Source organism: Ectopseudomonas guguanensis (assembly GCF_900104265.1).
Lineage (GTDB): Bacteria > Pseudomonadota > Gammaproteobacteria > Pseudomonadales > Pseudomonadaceae > Aquipseudomonas > Aquipseudomonas guguanensis.
Genome location: NZ_FNJJ01000003.1, coordinates 64,017 through 81,350 on the forward strand (window position 1 = coordinate 64,017; position 17,334 = coordinate 81,350).

16 protein-coding genes are annotated in these 17,334 nt (G+C 63.6%); 14 read left to right on the forward strand and 2 right to left on the reverse strand.

Features of this window, described 5'->3' with window-relative positions; genetic code table 11:
* The first annotated feature begins 9 nt into the window (after positions 1-9).
* From BLS61_RS05010 to BLS61_RS05030, 5 genes are all read left to right on the forward strand, one after another.
* Entirely contained in the window at positions 10-624 is a 615-nt protein-coding gene (locus BLS61_RS05010; RefSeq protein WP_090428221.1) for an SPOR domain-containing protein, read from the forward strand.
* 85 nt (positions 625-709) lie between these two features.
* On the forward strand, positions 710-1,231 hold the full coding sequence (locus tag BLS61_RS05015) for a CvpA family protein (RefSeq protein WP_003461125.1): 522 nt from the start codon (positions 710-712) through the stop codon (positions 1,229-1,231).
* Between the two features lie 75 nt (positions 1,232-1,306).
* Entirely contained in the window at positions 1,307-2,815 is a 1,509-nt protein-coding gene (gene purF / locus BLS61_RS05020) for an amidophosphoribosyltransferase (protein ID WP_090428224.1), read from the forward strand.
* Between the two features lie 73 nt (positions 2,816-2,888).
* Positions 2,889-4,100, forward strand: a complete 1,212-nt coding sequence (locus tag BLS61_RS05025) for an O-succinylhomoserine sulfhydrylase (RefSeq protein ID WP_090428227.1) — start codon at positions 2,889-2,891, stop codon at positions 4,098-4,100.
* Positions 4,100-4,876, forward strand: a complete 777-nt coding sequence (locus BLS61_RS05030) for an SDR family oxidoreductase (RefSeq protein ID WP_090428230.1) — start codon at positions 4,100-4,102, stop codon at positions 4,874-4,876. The genes BLS61_RS05025 and BLS61_RS05030 overlap by 1 nt, the downstream gene beginning before the upstream one ends.
* 130 nt (positions 4,877-5,006) lie before the next feature.
* Here the strand turns inward: BLS61_RS05030 and BLS61_RS05035 are convergent, their stop codons facing one another.
* Positions 5,007-6,671: an electron transfer flavoprotein-ubiquinone oxidoreductase gene (locus BLS61_RS05035; RefSeq protein WP_090428232.1), complete on the reverse strand. Its 1,665-nt coding sequence runs from the start codon at positions 6,669-6,671 to the stop codon at positions 5,007-5,009.
* A 323-nt stretch (positions 6,672-6,994) separates the two neighbouring features.
* Here BLS61_RS05035 and BLS61_RS05040 point away from each other — a divergent pair, with 323 nt between their 5' ends.
* On the forward strand, positions 6,995-7,744 hold the full coding sequence (locus BLS61_RS05040) for an electron transfer flavoprotein subunit beta/FixA family protein (RefSeq protein WP_012018936.1): 750 nt from the start codon (positions 6,995-6,997) through the stop codon (positions 7,742-7,744).
* On the forward strand, positions 7,745-8,674 hold the full coding sequence (locus BLS61_RS05045) for an electron transfer flavoprotein subunit alpha/FixB family protein (protein ID WP_090428235.1): 930 nt from the start codon (positions 7,745-7,747) through the stop codon (positions 8,672-8,674).
* Between the two features lie 61 nt (positions 8,675-8,735).
* On the opposite strand, the gene BLS61_RS05050 is transcribed toward BLS61_RS05045, so the two are convergent.
* Entirely contained in the window at positions 8,736-9,662 is a 927-nt protein-coding gene (locus BLS61_RS05050) for an alpha/beta fold hydrolase (protein ID WP_090428240.1), read from the reverse strand.
* 112 nt (positions 9,663-9,774) lie between these two features.
* Here BLS61_RS05050 and BLS61_RS05055 point away from each other — a divergent pair, with 112 nt between their 5' ends.
* The 7 genes from BLS61_RS05055 (at position 9,775) to BLS61_RS05085 (ending at position 17,250) form a co-directional block, all read left to right on the forward strand.
* Positions 9,775-10,608: a substrate-binding periplasmic protein gene (locus BLS61_RS05055; RefSeq protein WP_090428242.1), complete on the forward strand. Its 834-nt coding sequence runs from the start codon at positions 9,775-9,777 to the stop codon at positions 10,606-10,608.
* A gap of 9 nt (positions 10,609-10,617) precedes the next feature.
* Complete coding sequence (locus tag BLS61_RS05060) at positions 10,618-10,968, forward strand: DUF4398 domain-containing protein (RefSeq protein WP_090428245.1); 351 nt, start codon at positions 10,618-10,620, stop codon at positions 10,966-10,968.
* Positions 10,968-11,780 carry an OmpA family protein gene (locus tag BLS61_RS05065; RefSeq protein WP_090428248.1) on the forward strand — a complete coding sequence of 271 codons (813 nt, stop codon included), beginning with the start codon at positions 10,968-10,970 and terminating at the stop codon, positions 11,778-11,780. The genes BLS61_RS05060 and BLS61_RS05065 overlap by 1 nt, the downstream gene beginning before the upstream one ends.
* Before the next feature lie 994 nt (positions 11,781-12,774).
* The gene (locus BLS61_RS05070; RefSeq protein ID WP_003243660.1) at positions 12,775-14,220 is read left to right on the forward strand and encodes an aminotransferase-like domain-containing protein; all 1,446 of its coding nucleotides are present in this window, start codon (positions 12,775-12,777) and stop codon (positions 14,218-14,220) included.
* Positions 14,221-14,306: 86 nt separating this feature from the next.
* The gene (locus BLS61_RS05075; protein WP_090428250.1) at positions 14,307-15,995 is read left to right on the forward strand and encodes a vWA domain-containing protein; all 1,689 of its coding nucleotides are present in this window, start codon (positions 14,307-14,309) and stop codon (positions 15,993-15,995) included.
* Positions 15,992-16,564 carry an RNA polymerase sigma factor gene (locus BLS61_RS05080; RefSeq protein WP_090428253.1) on the forward strand — a complete coding sequence of 191 codons (573 nt, stop codon included), beginning with the start codon at positions 15,992-15,994 and terminating at the stop codon, positions 16,562-16,564. Before BLS61_RS05075 ends, BLS61_RS05080 begins: the two co-directional genes overlap by 4 nt.
* A complete protein-coding gene (locus BLS61_RS05085) occupies positions 16,561-17,250 on the forward strand; it encodes a hypothetical protein (RefSeq protein ID WP_090428256.1) in 690 nt (229 codons plus the stop codon). The genes BLS61_RS05080 and BLS61_RS05085 overlap by 4 nt, the downstream gene beginning before the upstream one ends.
* Positions 17,251-17,334 lie beyond the last annotated feature (84 nt).

A 17,334-nucleotide genomic window follows, 5' to 3' on the forward strand; every position in this document is an offset into this window, starting at 1 on the left:
GATTGGGGGATGGCAATGCTGGACAAGGGGCTCAAGCAGCGCATGGTCGGCGCTCTGGTGCTGGTGGCGCTGGCGGTGATTTTCCTGCCGATGCTGCTGTCGCGCGAGGACGAGATGCGTCGCGTGGTGGTGGAGGCCCCGGCCATGCCGCAGGCGCCCGCCACCGCCGAAATCGTGGTTGAGCCCGCCGAGGTGGTCGAGCCCGAGCAATTGCCGCAGGAGCCCTTGCCCGTCGAAGAGCTGGAGCCGCAGATCGTCGAGGTGCCGGAGCAGCCCAAGCCCACGCCAACGCCGCCTGCTGCCCAGCCGCTCAAGCCCGAGCCGGCCAGGACCGAGCAGGCTGCTGCTCCTGCTCAGCCTCAGGGGCGCCTGGACGCCAATAACCTGCCGATCAGCTGGTCGGTGCAGCTCGCCAGCCTGTCCAGCCGCAGCGGTGCCGAGAATCTGCAGAAAACGCTGCGCAGCCAGGGCTACAACGCCTATATTCGCACCTTCGACGGCATGAACCGGGTGTTCGTCGGCCCGCTGATCGAGCGTGCCGAGGCCGAGCGCCTGCGTGATCAGCTCAACCGCCAGCACAAGCTGAGTGGTTTCGTCGTGCGTTTCCAGCCCGAGGCGGGCTGAGTCCATCGCCGAGATGCAACGCCCGGTTACCCGATTCGCCGGGCTCTGCTAGAATGCTCCGCCTTTTCCGCTGGTAGGCCGCACCGTGGTATTCACCTGGGTCGATTGGGCGATCATCGCCGTCATCGCCATTTCTAGTCTGATCAGTCTCAAGCGCGGCTTCGTCAAGGAAGCCCTGTCGCTGCTGACCTGGATCATCGCGGGTGTGGTCGCCTGGATGTTCGGTGGCGCACTGGCTCAGCATCTGGTCGAATTCATCGAAACGCCTTCCGCGCGGGTGATCGCCGCCTGTGCCATTCTCTTCATCGCCACCCTGCTGGTGGGGGCTCTGGTCAATTTTCTGATCGGCGAGCTGATCCGTGTCACCGGCCTGTCCGGGACCGACCGTTTTCTCGGCATGGTGTTCGGTGCCGCGCGCGGTGGCTTGCTGGTCGTGCTGCTGGTCGGGCTGATCAGCCTGGCGCCGGTGGAGCAGGATACGTGGTGGCAGCAGTCGCAACTGGTGCCGCATTTTCTGATGGTCGCCGACTGGTCGAAGAACCTCATTCTGGGGTGGTCGGATCAGTGGTTTACCGGTGGATCGGCTCACCCAGCCGATCTGCTTTGAAAGAGTGGCCGGTGCGGAGCAACCGCTGCACCGGTCGCTGAATTAGCCTGAATTATCTAGCAGGGGTCGTGGCACATGTGTGGCATCGTCGGTATCGTCGGCAAGTCGAACGTCAATCAGGCGCTGTATGACGCGCTAACCGTCCTTCAGCATCGCGGCCAGGACGCTGCCGGTATTGTCACCAGCCATGATGGCCGCCTGTTCCTGCGCAAGGACAATGGCCTGGTGCGTGACGTCTTCCAGCAGCGCCACATGCAGCGTCTGGTCGGCCACATGGGCATTGGCCACGTGCGTTACCCCACGGCTGGCAGCTCCAGCTCGGCCGAAGCGCAGCCGTTCTACGTCAACTCGCCTTACGGCATCACCCTGGCGCACAACGGCAACCTGACCAACGTCGAGCAGCTGGCCAAGGAAATCTACGAGTCCGACCTGCGCCACGTGAACACCAATTCCGACTCGGAAGTGCTGCTCAACGTGTTCGCTCACGAGCTGGCCCAGCGCGGCAAGCTGCAGCCCACCGAAGAAGACGTGTTCGCCGCCGTGACCCACGTGCACGAGCGCTGCGTCGGCGGCTACGCCGTGGTAGCGATGATCACCGGCTACGGCATCGTCGGCTTCCGCGACCCCAACGGCATCCGTCCGATCGTGTTCGGCCAGCGTCACACCGACGAAGGCGTGGAATACATGATCGCCTCGGAAAGCGTTTCGCTGGACGTGCTGGGTTTCACCCTGATCCGCGACCTGGCGCCGGGCGAGGCGGTGTACATCACCGAGGAAGGCCAGCTGTTCACCCGTCAGTGCGCGGCCAACCCGAAGTACGCGCCGTGCATCTTCGAGCACGTCTACCTGGCCCGTCCGGACTCGATCATGGATGGCATCTCGGTGTACAAGGCGCGCCTGCGCATGGGCGAGAAGCTGGCCGACAAGATCCTCCGTGAGCGTCCTGATCACGACATCGATGTGGTCATCCCGATCCCCGACACCAGCCGTACCGCGGCGCTGGAGCTGGCCAACCGCCTGGGCGTGAAGTTTCGGGAAGGCTTCGTCAAGAACCGCTACATCGGCCGTACCTTCATCATGCCCGGCCAGGCGGCGCGCAAGAAATCCGTGCGGCAGAAGCTCAACGCCATCGAACTGGAGTTTCGCGGCAAGAACGTGATGCTGGTGGATGACTCCATCGTGCGCGGTACCACCTGCAAGCAGATCATCCAGATGGCCCGTGAGGCCGGGGCGAAGAACGTCTATTTCTGCTCGGCGGCGCCGGCGGTTCGCTACCCCAACGTCTATGGCATCGACATGCCCAGCGCTCACGAGCTGATCGCTCATGGTCGCACCACCGAGCAGGTGTGCGAGCTGATCGGTGCTGACTGGCTGGTCTACCAGGACCTGCCGGACCTGATCGAAGCGGTCAGCGGCAGCAAGAAGATCAAGATCGACAACTTCGATTGCGCGGTTTTCGACGGCAAATACGTCACCGGCGATGTCGACGAGGCCTACCTGAACCGCATCGAGCAGGCGCGCAACGACGCCAGCAAGGCCAAGGCGCAGGCGGTCAGTGCGATTATTGATTTGCACAATAACTGAGCGGCACACTCTGCATGATCGATTGAAGTCCGGGCCCTAGTGGCCCGGCCTGTTTTCTGGATGAGGAATTGCTATGACACTGGAATGGGAAGCGGGTCGGCTCGACAGCGATCTGGATGGCGCAGGCTTCGATACCCTGGCGGTGCGCGCCGGTCAGCGCCGCTCACCCGAGGGCGAGCACGGCGAGGCGCTGTTTCTCACCTCCAGCTACGTATTCCGCACCGCGGCCGATGCGGCTGCACGCTTCGCCGGTGAAGTGCCGGGTAACGTCTATTCGCGCTATACCAACCCGACCGTGCGCACCTTCGAGGAACGCATCGCCGCGCTGGAAGGTGCGGAGCAAGCGGTGGCGACCGCTTCCGGCATGTCGGCGATCCTCGCCATCGTCATGAGCCTGTGCAGCGGCGGCGACCACGTGCTGGTGTCGCGCAGCGTGTTCGGCTCCACCATCAGCCTGTTCGAGAAGTACCTCAAGCGCTTCGGCATCGAGGTGGATTACGTGCCGCTGGCCGATCTGGACGCCTGGCAGGGCGCGTTCAAGCCCAATACCAAGCTGCTGTTCGTCGAGTCGCCGTCCAACCCGCTGGCCGAGCTGGTGGACATCGCCGCACTGGCCGAGATCGCTCACGCACGCGGCGCGCTGCTGGCAGTGGACAACTGCTTCTGTACGCCGGCCCTGCAGCAGCCGCTGAAGCTGGGCGCGGATATCGTCATGCACTCGGCCACCAAGTATATCGATGGTCAGGGCCGTGGCCTGGGTGGTGTGGTGGCGGGGCGCAGCGAACAGATGAAGGAGGTGGTCGGCTTTCTGCGCACCGCAGGCCCGACCCTCAGCCCATTCAATGCCTGGCTGTTTCTCAAGGGGCTGGAAACCCTGCGCATCCGTATGCGCGCGCAGAGCGAGAGTGCGCTGCAGCTGGCGCTGTGGCTCGAGCAGCAGCCGCAGGTCGAGCGCGTGTATTACGCCGGCCTGCCCAGCCATCCGCAGCACGAGCTGGCGAAAAAGCAGCAGAGCGCTTTCGGTGCGGTGGTCAGCTTCGAGGTCAGGGGCGGGCGTGATGCGGCCTGGAAGGTGATCGATGCCACGCGCGTCATTTCCATCACCACCAACCTCGGTGATACCAAGACCACCATCGCTCACCCGGCCACCACCTCCCATGGCCGCCTGACGCCGCAGGAACGCGCCAACGCCGGCATCAGCGACAGCCTGATCCGCGTTGCCGTAGGGCTGGAAGAGCTGCAAGACCTGCAGGCAGACCTGGCGCGCGGTCTGGCTGCGCTCTGATGCTGGAGTGGGGGAACGACGATACGCCCAACAACGGGCGTGTCGCGCTGGTCACTGGCGCCGCGCGCGGGATTGGTCTGGGGATCAGCGCCTGGCTGATCACCGAGGGCTGGCAGGTGGTGCTGGCCGACATCGATCGCGAACGGGGCTCGAAGGTGGCGCGTGTGCTGGGCGATAACGCCTGGTTCGTGGCCATGGACGTGGCCAAGGAGGACCAGGTGAGCGTCGGTGTCGCCGAGGTGCTCGGCCAGTTCGGCCGCCTCGATGCGCTGGTATGCAATGCGGCCATCGCGGACCCGCACACGCCGCCGCTGGAGTCGCTCGATCTCAAGCGCTGGAATCGCCTGCTGGCGGTCAACCTGACCGGTGCCATGCTGCTGGCCAAGCATTGCGCGCCGTACCTGCGCGCGCACCGCGGCGCCATCGTCAATATTGCCTCGACCCGCGCCAGCCAGTCCGAGGCCAATTGCGAGGCCTATGCCGCGAGCAAGGGCGGGCTGGTGGCGCTCACTCATGCGCTGGCGGTCAGCCTTGGGCCGGAGGTGCGCGTGAACTGCGTCAGCCCGGGCTGGATCGATGCTCGCGATCCTGTGCAGCAGCGTCTGGAGCCGCTGTCGGTGTTCGATCATGCGCAGCATCCGGTCGGCCGTGTCGGCACGGTTGAGGATGTCGCTGCTCAGGTCGCCTGGCTGCTGTCCGATGCGGCCGGTTTCGTCACTGGCCAGGAGTTCGTCATCGATGGCGGCATGAGCCGCAAGATGGTTTACGAGGACTGAACACCCTGTAGGAGCGAGCTCTGCTCGCGAAACGTGGTAGTTTTAGAAGCTTCGCGAGCAGAGCTCGCTCCTACAAATCTGACAGAAAGCAAAAAGGCTCCCGAGGGAGCCTTTTTCATATGGGCGCGAATTACATGTTGGGGTAATTCGGGCCGCCGGTGCCTTCCGGCGCCACCCAGGTGATGTTCTGGGCCGGGTCCTTGATGTCGCAGGTCTTGCAGTGCACGCAGTTCTGCGCGTTGATCTGGAACTTCTTCTCGCCGTCTTCCTGCGTCACCACCTCGTATACGCCGGCGGGGCAGTAGCGCTGTGCCGGTTCGTCGTACAGCGGCAGGTTCTTGGCCAGCGGGATGCTCGGGTCGGTGAGCTTCAGGTGGCAGGGCTGCTCTTCTTCATGGTTGGTGTTGGAGAGGAACACCGAGGAGAGCTTGTCGAAGCTCAGTTTGCCGTCCGGTTTCGGGTAGGCGATCTTCGCGCACTCGGCCGCCGGCTTCAGGCAGGCGTAATCCGGCTTGTTGTCGTGCAGGGTGAAGGGCGCCTTGCCGCCGAAGATGTTCTGATCCAGCCAGTTGATGCCGCCGCCGATGATGGCGCCGTACTTGTGGATGGCGGCGCCGAAGTTGCGGCTGCGGAACAGTTCGTCGTACAGCCAGCTGGCCTTGAAGCCATCGACGTAGTTGGTCAGCTCGTCGCCACCTTCGCGGCCGGCCGCCAGGGCTTCGGCGATGGCATCGGCAGCCAGCATGCCGGACTTCATCGCGGTGTGGCTGCCCTTGATCTTGGCGAAGTTCAGGGTGCCGAGGTCGCAGCCGATCAGCGCGCCGCCGGGGAAGACCATCTTCGGCAGCGAATTCAGGCCGCCCTTGCAGATGGCGCGAGCGCCATAGGCGACGCGCTTGCCGCCTTCCAGATACTGGGCAATCACCGGATGGTGCTTGTAGCGCTGGAACTCGTCGAACGGCGACAGGTGCGGGTTGGCGTAGGACAGGTCGATGATCAGACCCACCACGACCTGGTTGTTCTCCAGGTGGTAGAGGAAGGAGCCGCCGGTGTTCTCGGTGCCCATGATGTCCATCGGCCAGCCGGCGGTATGCACCACCAGGCCCTGCTCGTGCTTGGCCGGGTCGATGTCCCAGATTTCCTTGATGCCGATGCCGTAGTGCTGGGCGTCGGCTTCGCTGTCGAGGTTGTACTTCTTGATCAGCTGCTTGCCGATGTGGCCACGGCAGCCTTCGGCGAACAGGGTGTACTTGGCACGCAGTTCCATGCCGGGGGTGTAGTAGCCTTCCTTGGGGTTGCCTTCACGGTCGACACCCAGATCACCGGTGACGATGCCGCGCACCACGCCGTTTTCGTCGATCAGCGCTTCCTGAGCGGCGAAGCCCGGGTAGATCTCCACACCCAGGTTCTCGGCCTGCTGGGCCAGCCAGCGGCACAGGTTGCCCAGGGAAATGATGTAGTTGCCTTCGTTGTGCATGGTTTTCGGCACAAAGAAGTCGGGAATTCGGGTAGCCTTGTCGGCGTCGCGCAACAGGTAGATGTCATCGCGCTTGACCGGGGTGTTGAGCGGGGCGCCAAGCTCTTTCCAGTCGGGGAAGAGTTCGTTCAGGGCGCGCGGCTCGAACACCGCACCGGAGAGGATGTGAGCGCCAACTTCGGAGCCTTTCTCGACCACGCAGACGCTGATCTCCTGGCCCGCTTCAGCGGCTTTCTGCTTCAGTCGGCAGGCGGCGGACAGTCCGGACGGGCCGGCGCCGACGATGACGACGTCGAACTCCATAAATTCGCGTTCCACAGGCTATCTCCTACTCAAGGCTCTTCGATGTTTTATAGGGGAGGCGCGGCTCGCTCCCTAAGCACGGCGTGGGCATTATATCTACACCCTCCCAGCGGGCCAATACAAACGTTTGTTTGAATTTTCTGTAGGCCTGCTAGAATCGTACTACATCGCGGATGACCGGCCAGTTCGCTGTATTGACCGGGCCATGCCGCGGGGTCAAGATACGGGCGGTTTTGCGCTCGCCGTCTGAGCTGAAAGGTTGGTTGCGGCCGATTTTGCATCACCGGCCAGGCTCGCCTTGGCGACATTCTTATTCACCGGAGAGTAACGAGGAATCCATGAAGGTTCTTGTAGCTGTCAAACGAGTGGTTGACTACAACGTCAAGGTCCGCGTGAAGGCGGACAACAGCGGCGTCGACCTCGCCAACGTCAAGATGTCCATGAACCCCTTCTGCGAAATCGCCGTGGAAGAAGCCGTACGCCTGAAGGAGAAAGGCGTGGCGAGCGAAATCGTCGTCGTCTCCATCGGCCCGGCTACCGCCCAGGAGCAACTGCGTACCGCGCTGGCTCTGGGTGCCGACCGTGCCATCCTGGTCGAATCCAATGACGAGCTGAACTCCCTGGCCGTGGCCAAGCTGCTCAAGGCAGTGGTCGACAAGGAGCAACCGCAGCTGGTGATCATGGGCAAGCAGGCCATCGACAGCGACAACAACCAGACCGGCCAGATGCTGGGCGCCCTGACCGGCTTCGGCCAAGGCACCTTCGCTTCCAAGGTCGAAGTGGCTGGCGACAAGGTCAACGTCACCCGTGAGATCGATGGCGGTCTGCAGACCGTTGCGCTGAACCTGCCGGCGATCGTCACCACCGACCTGCGTCTGAACGAGCCGCGCTACGCGTCGCTGCCGAACATCATGAAGGCCAAGAAGAAGCCGCTGGAAACCGTCACTCCGGACGCTCTGGGCGTTTCCACCGCCTCCACCGTCAAGACCCTGAAAGTCGAAGCGCCGGCTGCTCGCAGCGCTGGCATCAAGGTCAAGTCCGTGGCTGAACTGGTCGAGAAACTGAAGAACGAGGCGAAGGTAATCTAAATGACTATCCTGGTTATCGCTGAACACACCAATGCCGCTCTGGCTGCCGCTACCCTGAACACCGTTGCTGCTGCGCAGAAGATCGGTGGTGACATTCACGTTCTGGTAGCCGGTGCCAACGCTGGCGCTGCTGCCGACGCCGCTGCCAAGATCGCTGGCGTGGCCAAGGTGCTGCTGGCCGACAACGCTGCCTATGCCAACCAGCTGCCGGAAAACGTCGCGCCGCTGGTAGCCGAACTGGGCAAGGGCTACAGCCACATCCTGGCGGCCGCCACCAGCAACGGCAAGAACATCCTGCCGCGCGTCGCCGCTGCCCTGGACGTCGACCAGATCTCCGAGATCATCGCCGTCGAGAGCGCCGACACCTTCAAGCGTCCGATCTATGCCGGTAACGCCATCGCCACCGTGCAGTCCTCGGCTGCCATCAAGGTGATCACCGTGCGTAGCACCGGTTTCGACGCCGCAGCTGCCGAAGGCGGCAGCGCTGCCGTTGAAGCTGTTTCCGGCCCGGCCGATGCCGGCAAGTCCGCCTTCGTTGGCGAAGAGCTGGCCAAGTCCGACCGTCCGGAACTGACCGCTGCCAAGATCGTCGTTTCCGGCGGCCGTGGCATGGGCAATGGCGACAACTTCAAGCACCTGTACGCCCTGGCGGACAAGCTGGGCGCTGCCGTCGGTGCCTCGCGTGCCGCGGTCGACGCCGGCTTCGTACCGAACGACATGCAGGTCGGTCAGACCGGCAAGATCGTCGCGCCGCAGCTGTACATCGCCGTCGGTATCTCCGGTGCGATCCAGCACCTGGCCGGTATGAAGGACTCCAAGGTGATCGTTGCGATCAACAAGGACGAAGAGGCGCCGATCTTCCAGGTGGCCGACTACGGCCTGGTCGCCGACCTGTTCGAAGCCGTACCGGAGCTGGAAAAGTCGGTCTAAGCTGCTTTCCCGCTACGAAAAACCCGCTCTCGTGAGCGGGTTTTTTATTGCCTGCATTTTGCTACTTCAGGCTTTGCAGAAAACGCCGGTAGAGCAGGGCGCTTTCCTCGGGGCGTTCAAGCATCGGCGCGTGACCGACGTTATCCATGATCACCACGCTGGGTTTACGCAGCAGCGGTTGCATGACCTCGATGCTGGAGACATCCAGCACGCGATCCTGTCTGCCCCAGAGCAGCAGGGTGGGGGCCTGGATTTTTGCCAGCTCGGGTTCCAGAGGGATGCTGCGCTCCACCAATTGTTCGAACACCCTATCGTAGTGCTCGGCCCTGGCCATGGCGCGCTTACCCAGATAGCGCTTGAGCGATGCCGGCAGATAGGGCGGCTCGACGAAAACGAACTGCAGCAGGTTGTCGAAGTCCTGCGGCAGTCTGATCACCAATGGGTTGGTGGCGCCACTGGTCAGCAGCCGATACAGCTCGCTCTTGTGCGGGCTGTCGATTCCGGCATTGGCGAACAGTGCCAGCGAGCGCACGCGATCCGGGTAGCGCCCTGCGAAGAGTGCGGCGATATGTCCACCCATGGAATTGCCCAGCACATGTGCCTGCTGGATGCCCAGCGCATCGAGAATGTCCGCCAGGCGCTCGGCCTGAGTGCCGACGTCATAGCTGCCAGGCGGCAAGTCGCTGTCGCCGAAGCCAGGCAGGTCCAGGGCGATGACGCGATAGTCCTGGGTCAGATGGCGGGAAAAGCGCAGCCAGTTATCCTTGTCGGCAGCGAAACCATGAAGCAGCACCAGGGTTTCGCCGCTCGCCGGTCCTCCCTGGTAGTAATGGATGTTAAGATTGTGAACAGACAGCTGCTCGTGAGCGAGCCCAGCGCGATACTGTTCGATCAGGCGCAGGCTGGCCAGTTGCGTCGCTGGAAAGAAATACAGCGTGGCTGCAAGGCCTGACAACAGGAGCAGCAGTGCGAACAGCAGTTTTTTCATGGCGCATCCTTATCGCGAATTATTATGGCGGCGCCATTAAGCTAGCATGAACACGAAACGATTCCGGGCCTGAGCCCATCCCGCCGATCAACGCAGGAACCGAGAGTAGCCAATGCCTGAGCGTTGTCTGTTTAAGTCGCTGTTGCTGTGGTGCGCACTGGCCGTGATGCCGGGTGTCGCCCTGGCCGCTGGTAAATGCGAGCGCCTGGTGGCGACCGGCAACCCCGAGTATCCGCCCTATCTCTGGCGCGACCCGCAGAACCCGCAGCAGCTGATTGGCGCCAATGCCGATCTGCTCAAGCATCTTGGCAAGGAGTTGGGCGTGGTGATCGACGTGATCCACACCGGGCCCTGGTCGCGCGCGCAAGACGAGGTGCGGACCGGGCGTGTCGATCTTATCGCCGGCGCGTTCATCACCCTGCCACGGCTCGAACACATGGATTACGTGCACCCAGCCTTCTTCTATACGCCCAGTGTCGTCTGGGTCCGCAAGGGCGAGGCATTCCCCTATGGCAGCTGGGTCGACCTGCAGGGACACACCGGTGACACCCTGGTGGGCAACAGCTTCGGTCAGCAGTTCGATACCTTCGCCAAGCAGAACCTGACGCTCGAGGGCGTATCCAGCCTGACCCAGGCCTTCCAGAAGTTGTTGCTCGGCCGCACCGATTATGTGTTGTACGAGCGCTATCCCGGCCTGGCACTGGCCGAAACCCTGGGTATGGATGACGATCTGGAGGTGCTGGAACCGCCGATTTCCAGCGAGGGCCTCTACCTTACCCTGTCGCACAATTCGGCGTGCAACGAGCCGTGGCTGCGTGGTCAGCTGGCGCGGAAAATGACAGAAATGGTCGCCGCCGGGCTGCCGGAGCAGTTCCTGCAGAGTAATCTGGAACTGTGGAAGGCGCAGCAGATGCAGCCCGACCCGGTCGGCGACGCCACTCAGTAGGAAATCTTCGTGATCAATCGAACCCTTCCCTTGCTGCTGGCGCTGGGCCTGACGGGCTGCGCCAGCGATCCTGCACCCATCGAGCAGTTGCGTCTGACCGAGCAGGCGCTGGCGCAGACCAAATCCCTGGGGGTGGTCAGCGAGCAATCCGAGTCATTGCGACAGGCCGAAGACAAGTTCTCCCAGGCTCGAGCGGCCATGCAGGATGGCGAAAACAAACAGGCACGCCACCTGGCCGAGCAGGCCGAGCTGGACGCGCGCCTGGCCGAGGCCGAGCATCTCAACGCCAAGGGCCGCGAGCAACTGACCGAGCTCAACCAACGTATCGGCCGTCTGCGCCAGCAACTGGGGGCCATGTGATGAGGGTTTTCGGTTATCTGTGCGGCGTGGCGCTGGCTGCCACATTTCTCGGCGGATGCGCGGCCCATCAGCCGGCAAGTGAGCAGGCGCTTGAAGAGGCGCGACTGAGCTTCCAGTCGGTCAAGGAAGATCCCAACGTCCTGCGCGCCGCACCCAAGGACGTGATCCGGGCGGGTGAATCCCTGGCACGTGCCGAGCGTCTGTCCAGCTATTGGGGCAGCGGAGACGATGTGCGTCATTATGCCTATCTCAGCCAGCGCTATGCCGAAATAGCCCGGCAACACAGCGATATCAGCCTGAATCAGGAGCGCGCCGCCAAACTCGAGTTGGAGCGCCAGCGCCTGCAGCTGACCCTGCGCGAAGCCAAGCTGCTCAGCGTGCAGCAGCATAACGGCTGGCTGGAAGAGCAGATGGTCAGCCTGGCCACCAGCGAGACCGAGCGCGGCCTGGTGATGACTCTGGGCGACATGCTGTTCGATGCCGGTCGCGCCGATCTGCAACCGGCCGCCAATCGCACCGTGCTCAAGCTCGTGCAGTTCCTGCAGATCAACCCGCAGCGGCGCGTGCGTATCGAGGGCTATACCGACAACACCGGTGATGCTGCCGAGAATCTCGAACTGTCCCGCGCGCGAGCGCAGGCTGTGGCCGATCTGCTGGTCGATCTGGGCGTGGATGCCAAACGCATTCAGGTAGTCGGTTACGGCGTGGACTTTCCCGTCGCGGAAAACGCCTCGGCACGCGGGCGGGCGCAGAATAGGCGAGTGGAAATCGTCTTCTCCGATGAGCGAGGCCAGCTTGGCGCAGAGCGTTGATTGCCTGCTACCGAGCCTGAAAACCCCGGCGTGCCCGGGGTTTTTCTTCGCATATTTTGGGGAAAGTGCGGGTTGACACCGGACTGGCATTTACGTGTTAGCTATCGATAACTTGGCACTATCCGTTAGCGTGTCGCCTGATCTGCTGGGTTTCGCCCCTCACGGGCGACTCACTTTCTTTGCTTGTGCAAAGAAAGTAAGCAAAGAAACACACCCCTGCATACGGCCCCGGCTACGCCGGGGTTCCCTCCCTCCATCACCGCTCCAGGGGCACGCCGCGAAGGGCCATCCATGGCCCATCACAGCTCTCGCGACATCCATGTCGCTCAACCCCTTCCACGGTGATTCCACTCGGCCTCCTGAAGGGGACTTGGGCGTCGTCTGTGAGATCGCACTTCAAGAGCAAAAGCCAAACGCTGCCGACTGTGATCTTGCGGAGATGTCGCAAGCTCGCGACCTGGTCCCCTTCAGGAGGCCGAGTGAAGGTGTTGCGCAGGGGGACGAGCCGCATGGATGCGGCGAGAGGCTTAATGGGCCAGGGATGGCCCATGTAAGCCGGCCCCCGGAGCGGCGCCGGAACGAGGGAAGTTTCGCGTAGCGAAACCCGGATGTCGGGGTGCCCTTCTTTGGCACACCTTTCTTGGGCAAGCAACGAAACGTAGCGCAGCGGAGTAACAGCCGCAGGCTGGCCCGAAGGGTGAGCGCAGCGAATCAAGGTGTGGCGCCCGTAAGGGGCGCAACCCAAGCGCTCAGTATACGCGGTAATGGATAGTGCTAAGTCAGCAAGCGATACGCACACAAACTTGCCAGTCCGGTGTCAAGCGTATCTTCCCCGTGAGAATGCGAAGAGCCTTTTTTATGTTCGGAGCACGGCGGTTACGTAACTTGGAAATCAGCAAAGTGACGCGTACGGTAAAAACAGATCGTATCTGTGCCGGTACAATTGTGTGGCAATAGGTTACTGTTATGCTCCAGTGATCAGGAGGATAGCGCCATGACCAATCTGCTGCTCTATCAACGCATCGCCCAGCAGTTGGCCGAGGATATTCGTCGCGGCGTCTACCAGCCCGGCGAGCGCGTGCCGTCTGTACGCAAGATGAGCGCCCAGCTCAACGTCAGCCACGCCACCGTTTTGCAGGCGTACGCCAATCTCGAAGATCAGGGGCTGATCCGTGCGCGCCCGCAATCGGGCTTCTACGTGCATCAGACACCGGCGCTGACCGCGCCGACCCCGGATATCGCCAAGGTCGAGCGACCGGGCCTGGTCACCCGCGCCAGCATCATCAATCAGGTGCTCACCGAGTCGCGCCGCGAAGGCGTGTTCCCGCTCGGGGCCGCGGTGCCGCATGTCGATTACCTGCCGGTGCGCGCGCTGCACCAGCAACTGGCCAAGGTCACGCGGTTCCACAGTCCACGCGCCTTCAGCTACATGTTCAGCCCCGGCTTCGAGCCGCTGCGCCGCCAGGTGGCGATCCGCATGCGCGATGCCGGCGTGGTGGTCGACCCCTCCGAGGTGGTGGTCACCCACGGCTGCGTCGATGCGCTGCAGATGAGCCTGCGCGTGCTGACCAAGCCGGGCGATCTGATCGCGGTTGAATCGCCGACCTACTACGGCCTGCTGCAGCTGGCCGATCTGCTGGGGCTCAAGGTCATCGAGATTCCCTGCGACCCGACCACCGGCATCAGCCTAGAAGCCCTGCAACTGGCCGCCAACCAGTGGCCGATCAAGGCTCTGGTGCTGACCGCGCGGCTGTCCAACCCGCTGGGCGGCACCATCCCCGAGGAGCGTCAGCGCCAGTTGCTGCGCCTGGCCGGCGACTACGATTTCCAGATCGTCGAGGACGACATCTACGGCGAGCTGATGTTCGAGCAGGGCCCGACCAAGGCACTCAAGTCGCATGATCGCGACAGCCGGGTGATCTATTGCTCGAGCTTCTCCAAGACGCTGTCGCCGGGCGTGCGCATCGGCTGGATCGTCGCTGGCAAGTATCAGGACGAGATCCAGCGCCTGCAGACCTTCTCCACCCATTCGGCGTGCAGCGTCACCCAGATGGCGGTGGCGGCGTATCTGGAGAACGGCGGCTATGACCGTCACCTGCGCCACATTCGTCAGGAGTACCGCAAGAACCTCAGCGCCTTCCAGCTGGCGGTGCAGCAGTACTTCCCGGCCGGCACGCAGATGACCCGACCCAAGGGCGGCTTCATTCTCTGGGTCAGTCTGCCGGCGCGGGTCAACACCAAGGACCTGCACGTGCGCGCGCTGCAGCAGGGCATCTCGATCGCACCGGGACTGATCTTCAGCAATACCGAGCAGTTCAACCACTGCGTGCGGCTCAACTGCGGCATCCCGTGGAATCGCGAGGCCGAAAGGGCGCTGATGACCCTGGGCATGCTGGCCACCCAGCTGTGTCAGGAGGCAGGCGGTTCTTGGGAAGGCTGAAAAATCGCCTGATGGTTTAACCCGAACGATCGCAGGGCTGCGTCTACCTGAGCGAAGGTCTCGTGCCATTGCTCAGGAGATGCACCATGTCCGTTTGTTCCCAGCTGCTCGTTCGTCCGCTCGCCGTCGGTTTTTCGGCGGGCACATTGCTCCTGCTCGCCGCCTGCAGCGCCTCTGGCCCGGAGCCGGAGGTACAGGCCAGCCCTGCGCCAGCAGCACCGCTGGTACGTGAACGCCTGGCTGCTCCTGCGGCAGCCGAAGCCAGCCAGAAACGCATGGCCAACCTGGCTTATGCACCGGCCCCTAGCGCCGATGTTCTGCCGCCGAGTTACCGTGACGAGTCGCGCGAGCAGTACCAGAACTACCCCGACAATCCGGTCTTCGCCGTCAGCGAGACGCCGGTGTCCACCTTCAGCCTCGATGTCGATACCGGCAGCTACGCCAACGTGAGGCGCTTTCTCAATGGCGGCCAGCTGCCGCCGAAGGACGCGGTGCGTCTGGAGGAACTGGTCAACTACTTCCCCTATGCCTATCCCTTGCCGCAGGGCGATGCGCCCTTCGGCGTCAGCACCGAACTGGCGGTGACGCCGTGGAACCCGCAGACCCGCCTGCTGCGCATCGCCATCAAGGCGTCGGACCGCAGCGTCGAGGAGCTGCCGCCGGCCAACCTGGTGTTTCTGGTGGATGTCTCCGGCTCGATGCATCGCCGCGAGGGCCTGCCGATGGTGCAGGGTACCCTGAAGTTGCTGGTGGAGCAGCTGCGCCCGCAGGATCGTGTTTCGCTGGTCACCTACGCCGGTGACAGCCAGGTTCTGCTGGACTCCACGCCCGGCAGCGACAAGGCGAAGATCCGTGCGGCCATCGATCAACTGACGGCAGGCGGCTCCACTGCCGGTGAGTCGGGCATCCAGCTGGCCTATCAGCAGGCGAGCAAGCACCTGATCGAGGGCGGCATCAACCGCATCCTGCTGGCCACCGATGGTGACTTTAACGTCGGCATCAGCGACTTCGACAGCCTCAAGCAACTGGCGGCGGACAAGCGCAAGACGGGCGTTTCCCTCACCACCCTGGGCTTCGGCGTGGACAACTACAACGAGCGCCTGATGGAGCAGTTGGCCGATGCCGGCAACGGCAACTACGCCTATATCGACAACCTGCGCGAGGCGCGCAAGGTGCTGGTGGATCAGCTCGCGTCGACCCTCACCACCGTGGCCAGCGACGTGAAGCTGCAGCTGGAGTTCAACCCGGCCGAGGTCAGCGAGTACCGCTTGCTGGGCTACGAGAACCGCGCACTCAAGCGCGAGGATTTCAGCAACGACAAGGTCGATGCCGGCGAGATCGGCGCCGGGCACACCGTCACCGCGCTCTACGAGATCGTCCCGGCCGGTGGCAAGGGCTGGCTGGAGCCGCTGCGCTATCAGAGCAGTGCTCAGCCAGCGGGCAAGAGCGGCGAGCTGGCCTGGCTGCGGATTCGCTACAAGGCGCCGGGGGAGGCGAGCAGTCGCTTGCTGGAACGACCCATTGCGCGCAACGAGGCGAAACCGGTTGCGGCCGCCAGCGAGGATCTGCGTTTCGCCGCTGCGGTCGCAGCCTTCGCCCAGCAGCTCAAGGACGGCCACTACACCGGCGACTTCGACCTGGCGCAGAGCATCGCGCTGGCCCGCTCGGGCAAGGGCGAGGATCGCTTCGGCCTGCGCGGCGAGTTCATCCAGCTGGCCGAAATTGCCCAGAGCCTGCACACTTCCGGCTCCACTCCAGTACGAGTTCAGCAGTGAACGCACCTCTCACGGATGACGACGCCGCCTTGCTGCGGCGTTACCGCCGCGGCGACGCGGCGGCCTTCAATGCCCTGTACCAGCGCCACAGGCTGGGCCTGTTCCGCTTCCTGCTCGGCCTGTGCGGCGATCACGCCCTGGCCGAGGAAGTGTTCCAGGAAACCTGGATGAGCCTGGTGCGCAGCCAGAGCGAACAGCGCGAGGCGGTGCTGTTCAAGACCTGGCTGTACCAGATCGCGCGCAACCGTCTGATCGACCATTGGCGCAAGACGGGCCGGCATCAGGCCGGGCACGACGAATACGACGAGAGCCAGCATGCCCTGGCTGACCCGCAGCCCGGCCCGGAGCAGCAGTGGGGCCTGAGTCGCGACAGCGAACGGCTGCAGGCGGCGCTGGCCGACCTGCCGGAAGATCAGCGCGAAGTCTTTCTGATGCGCGCCCATGGCGACCTGGAACTGAACGAGATTGCCGAGTTGACCCGCACGCCGGCCGAGACGGTCAAGAGCCGTCTGCGCTATGCCCTGCAGAAACTGCGCCGGCTGCTGGCCACCGAGGAGTTGTCCGCATGACCCATGAACGAGAACCGCTGGATCACGAACAGGCGCTGCTGGCGCATTTCCGTGCCCATGGCAGCGGCGAGCCCTCGGCCGAGCTGGATGCACGCATTCTGGCGGCGGCTAGCGCAGCCGCACGTGAGACGCAACAGGCCGAAGCCGCCAGTGACAAGGTTGGCTGGGCGCAGCGTTTGCATCAGTGGCTGTTCGGCAGCGGCCGGCAGCGCTGGTCGGTGGCGGTAGCCGGGCTGGCCTGCGTCGGCATCGGCGTCAGCCTGACCTGGCGCACCCTGGAGCGGGCGCCGGATACTTTCGATGCAGTCCCGCCCAGCGTGCTGATGAGCCCGGCTGCACCGGCTCCGATGGCGGCCAAGCGTGCGGCCGAGCAGGAGGCGGTAGCTCCCATGGCGGCGCCGCAGGAGCGCATGAAGAGCCAGGCCATGGCACGCCAGGCGCCGTCTGCCGATATGGCCGAGGCACCGATGGCCAGCGCCGCCGCAATCGCTCCGATGGCTGAGCTGGTGATGCAGAGCGAACCGCGCGAGGCGTTGCTGCGTTTGCTTGAGCTGCGCAGGGCTGGCGAGCAGGAGCAGGCGCAGCGGCTGCTGGAGCAGCTCCAGGCCGACCATCCGCAACTGGATATCGAAGCCGAGCTCGCGCATCTGGCGTCTGAAAGCGGCGAGGTGGGCAAGGACCGGTAAATGTCATGTAAGTCGGCTTGCCAGTTGGCGCCGAGCAGGGGAGCATGGGGCAGTATGTTGATCGAGTTGCTGCTGTCCCCATGA